Annotated in this window: 19 protein-coding genes; 12 read left to right on the plus strand and 7 right to left on the minus strand. The window is 70.1% G+C overall.

Annotation, left to right across the window (positions count from 1 at the left end):
- Positions 1 to 43: 43 nt before the first annotated feature.
- Both H4N64_RS00885 and H4N64_RS00890 read right to left on the minus strand, forming a co-directional pair.
- Entirely contained in the window at positions 44 to 571 is a 528-nt protein-coding gene (locus H4N64_RS00885) for a DUF5134 domain-containing protein (RefSeq protein ID WP_186279920.1), read from the minus strand.
- A 181-nt stretch (positions 572 to 752) separates the two neighbouring features.
- Entirely contained in the window at positions 753 to 920 is a 168-nt protein-coding gene (locus H4N64_RS00890) for a hypothetical protein (RefSeq protein WP_186279921.1), read from the minus strand.
- Positions 921 to 973: 53 nt separating this feature from the next.
- Between H4N64_RS00890 and H4N64_RS00895 the strand changes: the two genes are divergently transcribed.
- Positions 974 to 1,513: a MarR family winged helix-turn-helix transcriptional regulator gene (locus tag H4N64_RS00895; protein ID WP_186279923.1), complete on the plus strand. Its 540-nt coding sequence runs from the start codon at positions 974 to 976 to the stop codon at positions 1,511 to 1,513.
- A gap of 22 nt (positions 1,514 to 1,535) precedes the next feature.
- On the opposite strand, the gene H4N64_RS00900 is transcribed toward H4N64_RS00895, so the two are convergent.
- Together H4N64_RS00900 and H4N64_RS00905 are read right to left on the minus strand one after the other, a co-directional pair.
- Positions 1,536 to 2,300 carry a VOC family protein gene (locus H4N64_RS00900; RefSeq protein WP_186279925.1) on the minus strand — a complete coding sequence of 255 codons (765 nt, stop codon included), beginning with the start codon at positions 2,298 to 2,300 and terminating at the stop codon, positions 1,536 to 1,538.
- Positions 2,301 to 2,377: 77 nt separating this feature from the next.
- Positions 2,378 to 2,770: a VOC family protein gene (locus H4N64_RS00905; RefSeq protein ID WP_186279927.1), complete on the minus strand. Its 393-nt coding sequence runs from the start codon at positions 2,768 to 2,770 to the stop codon at positions 2,378 to 2,380.
- A 73-nt stretch (positions 2,771 to 2,843) separates the two neighbouring features.
- On the opposite strand from H4N64_RS00905, the gene H4N64_RS00910 reads away from it, so the two are divergent.
- The gene (locus H4N64_RS00910; protein WP_186279929.1) at positions 2,844 to 3,380 is read left to right on the plus strand and encodes a GNAT family N-acetyltransferase; all 537 of its coding nucleotides are present in this window, start codon (positions 2,844 to 2,846) and stop codon (positions 3,378 to 3,380) included.
- Between the two features lie 3 nt (positions 3,381 to 3,383).
- Here the strand turns inward: H4N64_RS00910 and H4N64_RS00915 are convergent, their stop codons facing one another.
- A complete protein-coding gene (locus tag H4N64_RS00915) occupies positions 3,384 to 4,067 on the minus strand; it encodes a glycerophosphodiester phosphodiesterase (RefSeq protein ID WP_186279931.1) in 684 nt (227 codons plus the stop codon).
- A gap of 392 nt (positions 4,068 to 4,459) precedes the next feature.
- Between H4N64_RS00915 and H4N64_RS00920 the strand changes: the two genes are divergently transcribed.
- The 5 genes from H4N64_RS00920 (at position 4,460) to H4N64_RS00940 (ending at position 9,058) form a co-directional block, all read left to right on the plus strand.
- Positions 4,460 to 5,857 (plus strand): DUF6421 family protein, encoded by a 1,398-nt coding sequence (locus tag H4N64_RS00920; RefSeq protein ID WP_186279933.1) that lies wholly within the window; start codon positions 4,460 to 4,462, stop codon positions 5,855 to 5,857.
- 35 nt (positions 5,858 to 5,892) lie between these two features.
- Complete coding sequence (locus H4N64_RS00925; RefSeq protein WP_186280240.1) at positions 5,893 to 6,645, plus strand: SDR family oxidoreductase; 753 nt, start codon at positions 5,893 to 5,895, stop codon at positions 6,643 to 6,645.
- Positions 6,642 to 7,712, plus strand: a complete 1,071-nt coding sequence (locus H4N64_RS00930) for an aminotransferase class V-fold PLP-dependent enzyme (RefSeq protein WP_186279935.1) — start codon at positions 6,642 to 6,644, stop codon at positions 7,710 to 7,712. The genes H4N64_RS00925 and H4N64_RS00930 overlap by 4 nt, the downstream gene beginning before the upstream one ends.
- Positions 7,713 to 7,785: 73 nt before the next feature.
- Entirely contained in the window at positions 7,786 to 8,358 is a 573-nt protein-coding gene (locus H4N64_RS00935) for a transglutaminase domain-containing protein (RefSeq protein WP_186279937.1), read from the plus strand.
- A gap of 13 nt (positions 8,359 to 8,371) precedes the next feature.
- A complete protein-coding gene (locus H4N64_RS00940) occupies positions 8,372 to 9,058 on the plus strand; it encodes a B3/B4 domain-containing protein (protein WP_186279939.1) in 687 nt (228 codons plus the stop codon).
- A gap of 33 nt (positions 9,059 to 9,091) precedes the next feature.
- On the opposite strand, the gene H4N64_RS00945 is transcribed toward H4N64_RS00940, so the two are convergent.
- A complete protein-coding gene (locus H4N64_RS00945; protein ID WP_186279941.1) occupies positions 9,092 to 9,820 on the minus strand; it encodes a lysophospholipid acyltransferase family protein in 729 nt (242 codons plus the stop codon).
- Positions 9,821 to 10,016: 196 nt separating this feature from the next.
- Here H4N64_RS00945 and H4N64_RS00950 point away from each other — a divergent pair, with 196 nt between their 5' ends.
- From H4N64_RS00950 to H4N64_RS00965, 4 genes are all read left to right on the plus strand, one after another.
- The gene (locus H4N64_RS00950; RefSeq protein WP_186280242.1) at positions 10,017 to 10,382 is read left to right on the plus strand and encodes a thioredoxin family protein; all 366 of its coding nucleotides are present in this window, start codon (positions 10,017 to 10,019) and stop codon (positions 10,380 to 10,382) included.
- Positions 10,383 to 10,497: 115 nt separating this feature from the next.
- Positions 10,498 to 11,007: a flavin reductase family protein gene (locus tag H4N64_RS00955; RefSeq protein WP_186279943.1), complete on the plus strand. Its 510-nt coding sequence runs from the start codon at positions 10,498 to 10,500 to the stop codon at positions 11,005 to 11,007.
- Between the two features lie 220 nt (positions 11,008 to 11,227).
- Positions 11,228 to 12,016 (plus strand): electron transfer flavoprotein subunit beta/FixA family protein, encoded by a 789-nt coding sequence (locus tag H4N64_RS00960; protein ID WP_186279944.1) that lies wholly within the window; start codon positions 11,228 to 11,230, stop codon positions 12,014 to 12,016.
- A 51-nt stretch (positions 12,017 to 12,067) separates the two neighbouring features.
- The gene (locus H4N64_RS00965; RefSeq protein ID WP_186279946.1) at positions 12,068 to 13,030 is read left to right on the plus strand and encodes an electron transfer flavoprotein subunit alpha/FixB family protein; all 963 of its coding nucleotides are present in this window, start codon (positions 12,068 to 12,070) and stop codon (positions 13,028 to 13,030) included.
- A 62-nt stretch (positions 13,031 to 13,092) separates the two neighbouring features.
- Here the strand turns inward: H4N64_RS00965 and H4N64_RS00970 are convergent, their stop codons facing one another.
- Entirely contained in the window at positions 13,093 to 13,998 is a 906-nt protein-coding gene (locus H4N64_RS00970; protein ID WP_186279948.1) for an endonuclease/exonuclease/phosphatase family protein, read from the minus strand.
- Between the two features lie 202 nt (positions 13,999 to 14,200).
- Here H4N64_RS00970 and H4N64_RS00975 point away from each other — a divergent pair, with 202 nt between their 5' ends.
- Positions 14,201 to 15,499 carry a DUF6986 family protein gene (locus tag H4N64_RS00975; protein ID WP_186279950.1) on the plus strand — a complete coding sequence of 433 codons (1,299 nt, stop codon included), beginning with the start codon at positions 14,201 to 14,203 and terminating at the stop codon, positions 15,497 to 15,499.
- Positions 15,500 to 15,505 lie beyond the last annotated feature (6 nt).

Consider the following 15,505-nt stretch of genomic DNA (forward strand, 5'->3'; position numbering starts at 1 on the left):
ACACTGGCGGGGCACAAGCCTGAAGGGATACCGGTCACGGGCCTCACATCGTGAGCAGCATGGCGACCATGGCGATCCCCATCGACAACCGGCACGCCCGTGCCAACTCCGGCCGGTCGCCGAGGCGCACGGCACCGCCGCCCGCGGTGACCGGGACCAGCCGGACGCCGGTCAGCAGCACGTACCCGGTGAAGTAGAGCAGGAGCGCCCCCGTCACGAGGGGGACGCCGGAGGCGCCGTGGCCGGGGGAGGCGGCCATCGCGACCGCCATGTAGACCATGGCCGAGGTCCCGACCAGATGGTGGAGATGATGCGCGCTCGCCCGCGCCGCCCACAGGGCGCGCAGCCCCGCCGCGCCGAACACGACCGCGTAGACCGGCCAGGTCCACGACGGCGGGGTGAACACCGCGGCGGGCACGGCCATCGCGGCCATGCCGAAGCCCATCAGCGCCTCGCCGCCCGCGGCCCGGCGCTGTGCCTCGACGTTGCTGCGCATACGCAGCAGACAGTAGGCCCCGGTCGCCGCGCACAGCGCGATCAGCAGCCAGCCGGGCGAAGCCGGTAGATGCACGCGCCCTCCCCGCTCGACGGTGCCGGGCAGTCGCCCGCGGTCGGTCGGAGAATGCCCGGGCCATGCGGCGCGCACCCAAGCGCAAGGGTGTACACGGGGAGCATTCACGGGAGCACGGCAGGTCACCCATATGTTTCACGAGTAAAACACCTTCCAAGGTTATGGGTCAGATCAGCCGCAACTACTGGCTCGGCAGCGTCGGTGTGACCCCGATGGCGCCCCTCACCACGGAGCTCAGCGGCTCCCACGAACCCGGCACCCGCGGGCCACCGTCGACGCCGCCTCCGGCGAGTGGTGGCGGCGCGCCCTGCCACAGGAGCGGGTCGTGCTCGCCGAACAGTCCGGACACCGTACGCTCGCCGCGACCACCCGGCACCACAGATCGACGGAGGGCGTACGGCGATGACGGCAGCCGAAGCGGCAGGGCCACGGGGAGGGCGGGACGACACGGTCGCCGCCGTCGTCCGGCAGTGGCGGGCCGTCCACCCCGGCCTGGACACCGGCCCCATGGAGATCATCGGCCGCATCAACCGCTGCGCCGCACTCCTCCAGCAGGCCGAGGACGCGCCGCTGCGCCGGGCCGGGCTCAGCCGCCCCGAGTTCGACCTGCTCGGCGCGCTGCGCCGCACCGGGCACGAGCTGACCCCGGGCGAGCTGGCACGGGAGACCTTCTCCTCGGGCGCGGCCGTCACCAAGCGCCTCAAACACCTCACCGAGCGCGGCCTGGTGGAGCGCCGCGCCGACGCCCGCGACCGCCGCGTCTCCCATGTCCGCCTCACCGACGCGGGCCGCGACCTCGTGGACGGCATCCTGCCTGAGCAACTCGCCTACGAGACGGCCGTACTGTCCGACCTGGAGGCGCCCGGGCAGGACCAACTGGCTGCGTTGCTCGGCGAGTTGCTGATGCGACTGGAAGGGCGGCTGGGAGCTTTGCGCGTCTGAGGGATGGTCATCGCGCCGCGGCTCAGTCGTAGTCGGAGGCGCGGTAGACGCCGAACATCGCGCCCTGCGGATCCCGCAGCACCGCGATCCGCGGGCCCTCGGGCACCGAGGTCGGCTCCATGAGGATGGTTCCGTCGGCCTCGGTCGCGGTGGCCGCTGTGTCGTCGACGTCCGCCACGGCGAAGTACGGCAGCCAGTGCGCGGGCACCTCGTGCGGGAACTTGTCGTCCATCGTCACCAAGCCGCCGAAGTCGGCGCCGTCGATGCCCCACTGGGTGTAGTGCTCGGAGGCGTTGACGCTCCAGCCGAACAGCGTGGTGTAGAAGTCCACGGCGCGCTCCGGGGCGCGGGTCATGAGCTCCACCCAGCCCAGGGATCCGGGCGCGTTGAACAGGCCCGCGCCCGGGAAGGAGCGGGCCTGCCACATCTGGAAGGCGGCCCCGGTCGGATCGAGTGCCACGGCGAACCGGCCCACATCGAAAATGTCCATCGGCCCGACCAGCACCGTGGCGCCCTCCGCCGCCGCCTGCGCCGCCGCGGCCTCCACATCGGCCACCAGGAAGGACACGTTCCAGGAGACGGGCTGCGACTGCTGATACAGCGGGCTCAGCGCGGCGACCGCCTTGTCCCCGAGGTGGGCCACCGTGTAACCGCCCGCCTCCTGGCGCGGATCCGTCTCGGGACGCCAGCCGAAGAGGCGGCTGTAGAACCGCTTGGCGGCGTCGAGATCGCTGGTCCCTAGCTCGGTCCAGCAGGGCCCGCCGGCCACCGGCCTGTCGAGCTTCATGGCGTTCCTTCCGAGAGGGCGACCCCTCCAGCACGCTAAGCCCCCACGCCGGACCCGAGCCATCGGAAGCAGCCGGGCTAGATCCCGGGCCGGTACCGCAGCGGATGGTCCTTCGGTGTCTCCACCAGGGCGATCCGCGTGCCGTCCGGATCGGTGATCCACATCTCGATCAGGCCCCATGGTTCGCGCACCGGCGGCCGTACGATCTCGACGCCCTTCGCCCGCAGCTCCTCGTGCGTCGCCTCCGCGTCCTCGACCTGGAGCCAGAGCTGGAGGGCGGGGGAAGGCGGAGTCTCGGAGCGGCCGGACACCTCCAGGAAGCCGCCGCCGAGGAAGTAGACGGTGCCGCGCTCGGGGCCCGTACCGAACTCGCGCTGGATGGCGAGGCCCAGCTGATCTCCGTAGAAGGCGCGGGAGCGGTCGGGGTCGACGGGACGGAGCAGGATTCTGCTGCTGAGTACATGCACCATGATCCCGGAGCGTAGCGGGGGCGGGTTACCCTCGTCCCTGCCCGCGCAGTGCCGAGAAGTGGAGACACGCCCCATGGAGACCGCCGCCGCACTGACCTTCCGTGACGCCACCGACGCCGATGTCGACGCGCTGGTCGCGCTGATCGAGTCGGCCTACCGGGGCGATTCCAGCAGGGTCGGCTGGACCACCGAGGCGGACATCCTCCAGGGGCAGCGCACCGACCCGCAGGGCGTGCTGGAGGTCATCAAGGCCCCCGACAGCCGACTGCTCACGGTCGAGCGGGACGGCCGTGTCGTCGCCTGCTGCCAGCTCGAACACCGCGGTACCCACGCCTACTTCGGGATGTTCGCGGTCAGCCCCACCCTCCAGGGCGCGGGCCTCGGCAAGGTCGTCATCGCGGAGGCCGAGCGCGCCGCCCGCGAGAGCTGGGGCGCCACCGAGATGCATATGACGGTGATCTCCGTGCGCGAGGACCTCATCGCCTGGTACGAGCGCCGCGGCTACCGCCGTACGGGGAGGATGACGCCCTTCCCGTACGGCGACGAGCGTTTCGGCATCCCGCAGCGCGACGACCTCCAGTTCGAGCTGCTGACCAAGGAACTCGGCTGAGCGTCAGGCCGTGAAGCGTCCCGTGCGCTTGATCTCCGGGTAGTCGGTGGTCGCGCCGTCCAGGCCCAGGGCGCGTACGAGACGCAGATGGTCCTGGGTGTTCACCACCCAGCCGATGATTTTGAGGTCCGCCTCGCGGGCCGCCTCCACCACCTCCAGGGTGAGGCGGCGGATGTTCAGGCAGACCGTTCCCGCACCCGCCTCGACGGCTCGCTCCACGATGTCGGTGCCGAAGCGGCTGCCGATCAGCGCGGTGCGCACCCCCGGCACCAGGCGGGCGATCTCGGCGACCGCCTCGTCGTGGAACGAGGACACCTCCACCTGGGAGACCAGGTCCCGTCGCTTCATCACCTCGGCCAGCGCCCGGGCCGCGGCCACGTCCTTGATCTCGGCCTGAAGCGGCGCCGTCACGGCGTCCAGGACCTCGTCGAGGACCGGCACCCGCTCGCCCTTGCCCGCGTCCAGGGCGCGCAGCTCCGCGAGGGTCTTCTCGGCGATCGGGCCACTGCCGTCGGTCGTGCGGTCCACGTCGGTGTCGTGCATGACGACGAGGTGACCGTCCTTGCTCAGATGCAGATCGAGTTCGATGACGTCGAGGCCGGCCTGCTGGGCGGCGACGAAGGAACGGAGGGTGTTCTCGGGTTCGACACCCATCACTCCGCGGTGACCGATGGTAAGGAAGTTCAAGGTTCGACTCGCTTCCGTCGACGGCGGCTCGGCGCGCGCACGACCGGAGCGGGGCGTTCGCGCGGCAGGGCCGCAGCCTAACCGCCGGGGCCCCGGATGAAACCTGTGCGTACACCGGGGATCGGCCCCGTGGACGCAAGGATCCGGCCAGTACCTGGTCGGCCGCCATGCGCGCCCCGGGCGGCCGGTCACCCGGCCGTGGGCGAGTCTCGCGGGCATTGACCGGCTGAAAGATTGCGTCTACCCCGCGAGAGTGCCTTCACCCCGTACCACAGGAAAAAGTTCGGTGACGATGGGGTCGGGCAGGATAATTTCCCGAGGTCCCACTTGCTGGGAGGAACCTCGTGCGCATACGGTGTCCTGACGAGAGGTTCTCCCGTGGAGGATGGGACATGACGGAAATTCTTGTGCAGTCGGGTGTGGGGGAGCAGGTTCGTCCTGCGGCCAGGGTGGTGGAGCACCCGGCATGGCCCGTGCTCAAGGATGCCGTGGAGCAGATCCGGCCATGGCAGTCCAAGGACGGATCGATCGACCTCCAGGCCGAGGGCGCCCCGGCCGCCGCCGACGCCGAGGCCGCCGTGGCCCGGATCGTGACGGCCGTCGAGGAGCTGTCGCCACTGCTCCCGCACGACGCCGACTACCACCAGGCCCTGGTGAAGGACCTGCGCCGCTGGGCCGAGGGCGGCTTCGAGGCGCCGGACTTCCTGGACTCGCTGCTGGCCTTCCAGCCCGCCGCGAACCGCGCGGACGGCCTCCAGCACCTGGTGGTCTTCCCGATGTACACGCAGAACGGCAACCCCGACCGCAATCTCGAAGCGGTCGTGCTGCGCATGGTCTGGCCCGACTGGCTGGCCGAACTGGAGCGCACCCGCTACGACAACCCGCTGTTCTGCGGCATCAAGTTCGAGGACTTCACGGCCGGTTACGACACCAACTCCGCCGTGCTGTTCCCGGAGACCATAGCCGTGCGCGAGGCGCCGGAGCGCTTCACCTGGGGCGGCATCTTCTGCGACCGCGAGGCCGCCCGCTTCCGCCGGGTCACCGAGGCCTCCGTCGACATCCTGGGCCTTCAGCTGCCCGAGGACATCGCCGCGATGATCCACGACCAGAAGCGCTGCGAGGAGGCCTTCGTCCTGTGGGACATGGTCCACGACCGCACCCACAGCCACGGCGACCTGCCCTTCGACCCGTTCATGATCAAGCAGCGCCAGCCGTTCTGGATGTACGGCCTGGAGGAGCTGCGCTGCGACCTCACCGCCTTCAAGGAGGCCGTGAAGCTGGAGGCCGACGGCGTCCCGCAGGCCCGTGACGTGCAGTACGCCGTGCTCTTCGACCGTATGTTCCGCTTCCCGGTCACCGGTGAGCGCGTGCGCAACTACGACGGCCTCGGCGGCCAGCTGCTCTTCGCCTACCTGCACAAGCACGACGTCGTGCGCTGGACGGACAACAAGCTGTTCATCGACTGGCAGCGCGCCCCGCAGGTCACCAACCAGCTGTGCGCCGACATCGAGAAGCTGTACCGCGACGGCATCGACCGCCCCAAGCTCGTCCACTGGTTCGCCGGGTACGAGCTGGTCTCCACCTACCTCGCCCCGCACCCCGGCTCCAAGTGGGCCAAGGGTCCGGACGCCCTGGACCTGACCCAGCCGCCGCGCAAGCTCGTCGATGACGTGCTTCCCGACGAGTTTCCGCTGAGCATGTTCTATGAGGCCCTGTCCAAGAAGCTGAAGAACGTGATCGCCTCCACCAAGGGCATCACGGCGGACGGCGCCGAGCGGGTCGCCGCGTGAGCGACCGTACCGAGGACCTGGCTCAGGAGGGCAAGATGGCGAACGGGAACGGGCCGCTCAGCGGTGCGGTGATCGCGGTGGCAGGCGCGGGCGGACCGGCCGGGCGGGCGGCGCTGCTGCGCCTCGCCGAGGCGGGCGCCACTGTCGTCGGCTCCGACAACGACCCGGAGCGGCTGGCGGCGGCCGTGGACGCGGCCAGCTACGCGCACGGCGGCGCCACCGTCGTCGGCGACACGGTCGATCTGCTGGACCTGAAGTCCACGCACGAGTGGGCCACCCGCATCGAGAAGGACTTCGGCCGTGTCGACGGCCTGGTCCACCTCGTCGGCGGCTGGCGCGGCAGCGAGACCTTCACCAAGACCAGCCTGGACGACTGGGACTTCCTTGAGCTGCTGCTCATCCGCACCGTGCAGCACACCTCCCTCGCCTTCCACGAGGCGCTCCAGCGCAGCGACCGGGGCCGGTACATCCTGATCAGCGCGGCCGGCGCGTCGAAGCCGACCGCGGGCAACGCCGCGTACGCCGCGGGCAAGGCGGCCGCGGAGGCGTGGACGCTGGCCATGGCCGACTACTTCAAGAAGGCCGGGGGCGAGCAGGGCGCGACGTCGGCGGCTGCCATCCTGGTGGTGAAGGCGTTGGTGCACGAGGCGATGCGCGCCGAGCGGCCCAACGCGAAGTTCGCGGGCTTCACGGACGTCAAGGATCTCGCCGAGGCCATCGTCGGCGTCTGGGACAAGCCCGCCGCGGAAGTGAACGGACAGCGTCTGTGGCTCACCGAGAAGCCGTGAACCCCCCGAAGACCGATGCGCGTCGCCACCACGACCCGGAGCTCCGCGGTTTCGCCAGCGACAACTATGCCGGCGCCCACCCGGAGATTCTCGCCGCGCTGACCCTCGCCAACGGCGGCCACCAGGTCGCCTACGGCGAGGACGCGTACACGGAGAACCTCCAGGGGATCATCCGCAGCCACTTCGGTCCTACGGCGGAGGCGTTCCCGGTCTTCAACGGCACCGGTGCCAACGTCGTCGCGCTCCAGGCGGTCACCGATCGCTGGGGCGCGGTGATCTGCGCCGAGAGCGCGCACATCAACGTCGACGAGGGCGGCGCCCCCGAGCGGATGGGCGGCCTGAAGCTGCTCACCGTGCCCACCCCGGACGGCAAGCTCACCCCTGAGCTGATCGACCGGCAGGCCTGGGGCTGGGAGGACGAGCACCGCGCGATGCCGCAGGTCGTCTCGATCACCCAGAGCACGGAGCTCGGCACGCTGTACACGCCCGACGAGATCCGCGCCATCTGCGAGCACGCCCACGCGCACGGCATGAAGGTGCACCTCGACGGCTCCCGGATAGCCAACGCGGCGGCCTCGCTGAACGTCCCCATGCGGACCTTCACCAACGCCGTCGGTGTGGACATCCTCTCCCTGGGCGGCACCAAGAACGGCGCCCTGTTCGGTGAGGCGGTCGTGGTGATCAACCAGGACGCCGTCCGCCGTATGAAGCATCTGCGCAAGCTGTCCATGCAGCTAGCCTCCAAGATGCGCTTCGTGTCGGTGCAGCTGGAGGCGCTGCTGGCCAAGGACCTGTGGCTGCGCAACGCCCGGCACGCCAATGAGATGGCGCAGCGGCTCGCCGAGGGCGTCCGCGCGGTGCACGGCGTGGAGATCCTCTACCCGGTACAGGCCAACGGCGTCTTCGCCAAGCTTCCGCACGACGTGAGCGAGCGCCTGCAGAAGCGGTTCCGGTTCTACTTCTGGGACGAGGCCGAGGGAGTCGTGCGCTGGATGTGCGCGTTCGACACCTCCGAGGACGACGTGGACGCGTTCGTGGCGGCGCTCAAGGAGGAGATGGCGCGCTAGCCCACTGCATAAATATGCGATCACCCGAAAAAGAATTGACTCTCGGGTGATCGCATTCCTATGCTCTGCGGCCATGGCGCTCATCCAGGAAACCCCCGACCTCTCCGCCTACTTGGCCGCTGACGAGGTCATCGACCACGATCATCCGGTGGTACGGCGGACGGCCGCGCACCTCGCCGGGCGGGCCGAGGACTCGTATGCCTATGCGCGGCTCGCGTTCGAGTTCGTGCGCGACACCATCCCGCACTCCCAGGACTCCGGCGACCTGCGCGTCACCTGGCGTGCCTCCGACGTGCTGGAGCAGGGCACCGGCATCTGCTACGCCAAGGCCCATGCGCTGGCGGCGCTGCTGCGGGCCGAGGACATCCCGACGGCGCTGTGCTATCAGAAGTTCGACGTGGTGCACGGTCTGGTCGCCGTCCGGTTCAATGGCGCCTGGCATCGACAGGACCCCCGGGGCAACAAGCCCGGCGTGGACGCGCAGTTCTCCCTGAACGGTGAGCGGCTGGCCTTCCCGGTCGACCCGAAGTCCAATGAGTTGGACTATCCGGTCCTGTATGCTAAACCGCACCCGGCCGTCCTCGGTGCTCTCCAGGGCGCGACCGACCGACCGCATCTGTGGCAGACGCTCCCGACCGCACTCTGAGGCAAGGCCGACCATGACCCTCACGCTGACCGTGTCCGACGAGGTGCGCACCCTCGCGCCGGGCTTCACGCACGTCGCCATCGAGGCCCACGGACTCGTCAACGGACCCAGCACCGCCGGAAGTTCCGAACTCCTCGACGACGCGGCCCGCCGTCTCGCCGTACGTCTGGACGGCCGTGCCCCGCACGAGGACCCGCACATGGCGGCCTGGCGGGAGGTGTACACGGCCTTCGGGTCCAAGCCGTCGCGCACCCGCAACTCGGCGGAGGCGCTGGCCAAGAGGGCGCTGTCGGGTGCCGGGCTGCCCCGGATCAATCTGCTCGTCGACCTCTACAACGCGATCAGTGTGGCGCATCTGATCCCGGTGGGCGGCGAGGACCTCGATCGCGTCCAGGGCGGAATGCGGCTGATCCGGGCCACCGGCGACGAGTCCTTCGTGACCGTCGCCGACGGCGCCGAAACCGTCGAACACCCCGACGCCGGCGAGGTGGTGTGGTGCGACGAGGCCGGCGTGACCTGCCGTCGCTGGAACTGGCGCCAGGGCCCGCGCACCCGCCTCACCGAGGAGAGCGTCTCGGCGATCTTCCTGCTGGAGAGCCTCGCACCCATGCCGCTCGCCGAGGTGGAGCGGGCAGCTGCTGAACTCGCCGAGCTACTGGAGAAGTTCAGCCCAGGAGCCCAGATCGCCATGCGCCCCTAGGGGACGGTCCGGCAGCGCACCTCAAGTGCGCTCTCAGCGGGCTTCGCCCTCGCGGACCTGCTCCGGAGTGGGGGCCGTACCCCCGAGGTGCGCGGGCATCCACCAGGTGTCGCTCGCGTCCTTGGGGCGTACGGGGTAGGCGCGCTGGGCGGCCTCCAGGAGCTCCTGGACCCGCTCGCGCAGTTGCCGGGTGATCGCACCCGCGTACTTGTCCTTGGATGCCTCGATGGCCTCGCCGACGCGGATCGTGATCGGGGTGTGGCTGCGCTTGAAGTTGCGCGGGTGGCCCTTGGTCCACAGCCGCTGGGTGCCCCACACGGCCATAGGGATCAGCGGGACGCCGGCCTCCTGGGCGAGCCGGGCGGCGCCCGACTTGAAGCTCTTCAGCGCGAACGACTGGGAGATCGTCGCCTCCGGGAAGACGCCCACGATCTCGCCGGAGCGCAGCGACTCCAGCGCGTGCTGGTAGGCCACCTCACCCTGCTTGCGGTCCACCGGGATGTGCTTCATCCCGCGCATCAGCGGACCGGAGATCTTGTGCCGGAAGACGGACTCCTTCGCCATGAAGCGCACCAGGCGCTTCTGGGGGAGCGCGGCCAGGCCGTTGAAAATGAAGTCCAGGTAGCTGATGTGGTTGCTCACCAGCACGGCGCCGCCCGAGCGTGGGATGTTCTCCGAACCCTTGCAGTCGATCTTGAGGTCCCACGCCTTGAACATCGTGAGGGCGAGACCGACGACGGGACGGTAGACAAGCTCTGCCATGGACGGGGTGGACCTTCCTTCTCTGCCTGGGAAGGGAGCTCCCGGCGGAAAGTTACGCAGCCGTAGGTTTACGGCATCTCGCAGATCGTGCCCCAAGAACGCACGGGGAGCCAGTCCTGGTGCCGGGGAACGGCGAGATCCTCGTCACGTCACCCGATAGGGGCGGCCACTCGCACCTGGGAATCATCGCGGTCCCCTGAGCGCTGGAGCAGTCGACGACAGGAGGAGGGCAAGGGTGCGCGAGCGGGACGAGGACACGCGGCTGGGGCCGGACGAGTTGGGCGGGCGACTCGGCGAGCTGGCCACTCTGGTGCAGTTCTCCAGCGCCTTCTGCGCGCCCTGCAGGGCCACGCGGCGCGTGCTCGGCGAGGTGGCCGCGATGGTGCCCGGCGTCGCCCATGTCGAGATCGACGCCGAGGCCCGGCTGGAGCTCGTACGGGAGCTGGAGATCCTCAAGACGCCCACGGTGCTGGTCCTCGACGCCCACGGACGCGTGGTGCGGCGCGCCGTCGGACAACCGCGCAAGGCGGACGTGATCGCGGCCCTCGGCGAGGCGGTGTGAGAGGCGTGATTCCGACAGTGAGTCATCTCCCACATCCCCTGGCGCACTTGACTGTACGGGCCATCTATCGTCAGTCTGACGGGATGTCCCCGGCGCCCCATCTCCCCAGGTGTTCATGACCGCCACGCCCGACGTCGACGCCACCCGGCTCGCCTCGCCCGAACTGCTGCGCTCCGTCTTCCGGCGGCACGCGGCGGGAGTCGCGGTGATCACCGCCCACGGCGAGCAGGGCCCCGTCGGCTTCACCGCCACTTCCCTGGCCTCCGTCTCGGCCGAGCCCCCGATGCTCTCCTTCGGTATCGGCACCGGGTCCTCCTGTTGGCCCACACTGTCCCGGGCGGAGCGTGTCGGCGTACATCTGCTCGGCGAGCACCAGCGAGACCTGGCCGCCACCTTCGCCCGCAGCGGCGCCGACCGCTTCGCCCCGCCCACCGTCTGGCACGAGGGCCCCGAGGGTGTCCCGGTCCTCGACAACGTCCCCGCCTGGCTGATCTGCCGCATCCACGCGCGCGTGCCCGCCGGCGACCACCGGATCGTGCTGGCGGAAGTCCTGCTCGGCGACCACACCGGCCCCGGGCGGCCGTTGCTGTACCACCAGGGCCGTTTCACCGGCCTGCGCGACTGACCGCGTATCGGACAGTTCTGCGAAACCGTCCAGTTCCGATTACGCTGCGTTGCGAAGGTCACAGTTCAAAGCGCTTGCTTAGCGGGAACGAACTGGGTGTACTGACGAGTAATATTTTCGCTCGGAGCGCGGGTCGCCCCGATCGGGATCGGCCGCTTGGGGCGCCTATGCTGCCTGCAAGTAGGCAGCAGAGAAATGTCGACGCAGTAGGAGAGCCGGCGTGAGCTTGAGGATCGTTGTCACTGTGAAGTACGTGCCCGACGCCACTGGCGACCGGCACTTCGCCGATGACCTGACCGTCGACCGGGACGACGTGGACGGTCTGCTCTCCGAGCTCGACGAGTACGCCGTCGAGCAGGCGCTGCAGATCTCCGAGAACTCGGACGACGACGTCGAGATCACCGTCCTGACCGTGGGCCCCGAGGACGCCAAGGACGCGCTCCGCAAGGCTCTTTCGATGGGCGCCGACAAGGCGATCCACGTCGAGGACGACGACCTGCACGGCACCGACGCCATCGGCACCTCCCTGGTGCTGGCAAAGGCGATCGAGAGGGCCGGCTACGACCTGGTCATCTCCGGTATGGCCTCCACCGACGGCACCATGGGCGTGGTCCCCGCGCTGCTCGCCGAGCGTCTGGGCGTCCCGCAGGTCACCCTGCTCTCCGAGGTCTCGGTCGAGGACGGCACGGTCAAGGGCCGCCGCGACGGCGACGCCGCCTCCGAGCAGCTCGAGGCCTCCCTGCCGGCCGTCGTGTCGGTCACCGACCAGTCGGGCGAGGCGCGTTACCCGTCCTTCAAGGGCATCATGGCGGCCAAGAAGAAGCCGGTTCAGTCCTGGGACCTGGAGGACCTGGAGATCGAGGCCGACGAGGTCGGTCTGGACGGCTCCTACACGGTGGTCGACTCCGCGGCCGAGCGTCCGGCCCGTACCGCCGGCACGATCGTCAAGGACGAGGGCGAGGGCGGCAAGCAGCTCGCTGAGTTCCTCGCGGGCCAGAAGTTCATCTGAGCCCGGATTCGCTGACCGCCCCTCAACTGATCCAAGCAGGAGAGCATTCCCATGGCTGAAGTTCTCGTCTACGTCGACCACGTGGACGGCGCCGTCCGCAAGCCCACCCTGGAGCTGCTGACCCTGGCCCGCCGCATCGGCGAGCCGGTCGCCGTCGCGCTCGGTGCCGGCGCCGCCGACACCGCCGCCGCCCTCGCCGAGCACGGCGCGGTGAAGGTCCTCACCCACGACGCCTCCGAGTACGCCGACTACCTGGTCGTACCGAAGGTCGACGCCCTGCAGGCCGCCTACGAGGCCGTCTCTCCGGCCGCCGTGCTGGTCCCGTCCTCCGCCGAGGGCAAGGAGATCGCCGCCCGTCTGGCGCTGCGCATCGGCTCCGGCATCATCACCGACGCCGTCGACCTGGAGGCCGGCGACGAGGGCCCGGTGGCCACCCAGTCGGTGTTCGCCGCCGCCTTCACCACCAAGTCCCGCATCGCCAAGGGCACCCCGGTCATCACGGTCAAGCCCAACAGCGCCGCCGTGGAGGCCGCCCCGGCCGCCGGTAGCGTCGAGGCCCTCGCCGTGACCTTCTCCGAGAAGGCCACCGGCACCAAGGTCACCGCGCGCACGCCGCGTGAGTCGACCGGCCGCCCCGAGCTGACCGAGGCCGCGATCGTGGTCTCCGGCGGCCGCGGTGTGAACGGCGCGGAGAACTTCGCAATCATCGAGGCGCTCGCCGACTCCCTCGGCGCGGCCGTCGGTGCCTCGCGTGCCGCCGTCGACGCCGGCTGGTACCCGCACACCAACCAGGTCGGCCAGACCGGTAAGTCGGTCTCGCCGCAGCTGTACATCGCCTCCGGTATCTCCGGTGCGATCCAGCACCGCGCCGGTATGCAGACCTCGAAGACGATCGTGGCGATCAACAAGGACGCCGAGGCCCCGATCTTCGACCTGGTCGACTACGGCGTGGTCGGCGACCTCTTCGACGTCGTCCCGCAGCTCACCGAGGAGATCAAGACCCGCAAGGGCTGATCCGTCCGACGCCGTACGAGGCCCCCGCGACCGTGCCGACGGTCGCGGGGGCCTCGGCGCGTTCAGCCCAGGCTCAGCGATGCCTGTACGGGCAGATGGTCACTCGGGAACTGGCCGTCCACGGCGAAGGTGTTGATGGTCGCCCGGTGCGCGGTGACGCCCGGCGTGGTCAGGATCCAGTCGATGCGGTCGCCGTCCGGGACCAGCGGCCGGTAGCCGTGGAAGGTGGCGTACTGGGCGCTGCGCTCGGCGGCCGTGTCCCAGGTGTCGACGAGCCCGGCGCCCAGCAGGGTGTCGTAGACGATGTTCTTGTGCGCGGCCACGTTGAAGTCACCGGTCACCACGACCGGAAGAGCGGGGTCGAAGCCCTTGATCCGCTCGGCGATCAGGGCGGCGCCGCGTTCGCGCGCCGACTGGCCGCGGTGGTCGAAGTGGGTGTTCATGACGTAGAACTCCCGCTCGCCGTCGCGCAGATCGCGGAAGCGGATCCAGGTGACCATCCGGGGGAAGGCGGCGCCCCAGGTGTTGGAGCCGATCACGTACGGGGTGTCGGAGAGCCAGAAGTGGTCGTACTCGACCGGGCGGACGCGACGGGTGTCGTAGAAGAGCGCCATCGATTCGTCGGCACTGCCGTGCAGACGGCCGGTGCCTGTCCAGTCGTAGTGGCGGCCGAGGTCGGCGTCGATGTCGAGCAGTTGCGGGAAGAGGCCCTCCTGCGTGCCGATGACGTGCGGGGCCTCGCGGCGCAGCAGCTCGCGCATCACCGGTCTGCGCACGGCCCAGCCGTTGGGCTCGGTGGTGCTCGCGAAGCGCAGGTTGAAGGACATGACCTCCAGGTGGCGGCGCGGGCCTTCGTCCGCCGCGGCGGACTCGGAGGTCAGTGCTGTACTGGAGAGGGGTGTGGTGACCGCGACGGCTAACGCGGCCTTCATGCCCAGACGGCGCGTGACTCGGCTGTGGTTCGGCACGGGAGGCTCCTTAGGTGGGAACTGCCGGACGAGTCGTGCGGACGTGCCCAAGGAGTGTCATAGCGTGCCATGAGGCGGGCGTGAACATGACGAGATGACCGAGTGGCTCCCCGTGGACACGGTGTTGACCATCGGAAGGACCCCGGATAACTTCGTTCTACGGATTGTTGATTCCGTACAGCGGAAAATAGGAGGGTGTGGGATGGGTCAGGGCCAGCAGGAGAAGGTGGCGACGAGCCTCGCGGGCGCCGTCAGCGAGGAGATCAGCGCCTCCCTCGCGCCGGTCGACGCCGAGCTGGAGCGCCGCTACCCCGGAGACCCCGGCACCCGCCAGCCCGTCCACACCGTCTACGTCCCCGGCGAGGTCTTCGCCGCCGACACCATCCGCTCCTGGGGCGACCAGGCCCTCACGGCGCTCGATGAACACGCCCCCGACGCCGCCTCCTTCGCGGCCGTCCTCGGCCTGGCCGACGAACTCGCCGAACCGGTCTACACGCGCGTGCGGGCCAAGTTGGAGCGCGAGCCCGTCGAAGACCTGCGCGTCGACTTCGAGGACGGCTACAAGGGCGCGGACGAGGACCAGGACGCGGCCCGCGCCGCCCGCCTGATCGCCGAGGCGTACGAGAGCGGCACCGCCGCCCCGTACATGGGCATCCGCATGAAGTGCATGGAGGCCGCCGTCCGCGACCGCGGCATCCGCACCCTCGACGTCTTCCTCAGCGGCCTGATGGAGGCGGGCGGACTGCCCGACGGGCTGGTGCTGACGCTGCCCAAGGTGACGTACGCCGAGCAGGTCAGCGCGTTCGTGCTGCTCCTGGAGGCCTTCGAGAAGATCCACGGCCTGGAGCCCGGCCGGCTCGGCTTCGAGATCCAGATCGAGACCAGCCAGTCCATCCTCGCCACCGACGGCACCGCCACCGTCGCCCGTATGATCCAGGCCGCCGAGGGCCGCGCCACGGGCCTGCACTACGGCACCTTCGACTACAGCGCCTGCCTCGGCGTCTCCGCCGCCTACCAGGCCAGCGACCACCCGGCCGCCGACCACGCCAAGGCGATCATGCAGGTCGCCGCGGCCGGCACCGGCGTACGCGTGTCGGACGGCTCCACCAACGTCCTCCCGGTCGGTACGACCGAGAAGGTCCACGACGCCTGGCGGCTGCACTACGGCCTCACCCGCCGCGCCCTGGCCCGCGCCTACTACCAGGGCTGGGACATGCACCCCGGCCACATCCCGACCCGGTACGCGGCCGTCTTCGCCTTCTACCGCGAGGGCTTCGAACAGGCGGCCGCCCGGCTCGCCCGCTACGCCAACCGGACCGGCGGCGACGTCATGGACGAGCCCGCCACCGCCAAGGCCCTCAGCGGCTACCTGCTGCGCGGCCTGGACTGCGGCGCCCTCGACACCGCGGAGGTCGCCCGGCTCACCGGTCTGACCCGCGCCGACCTGGAGGGCTTCGCGGCGCCTCGGCGCGGGGATCTGACGATCTCCGGGCCGCAGTAGGCTCCG

Source organism: Streptomyces cupreus, from assembly GCF_014257025.1.
Classification (GTDB): domain Bacteria; phylum Actinomycetota; class Actinomycetes; order Streptomycetales; family Streptomycetaceae; genus Streptomyces; species Streptomyces cupreus.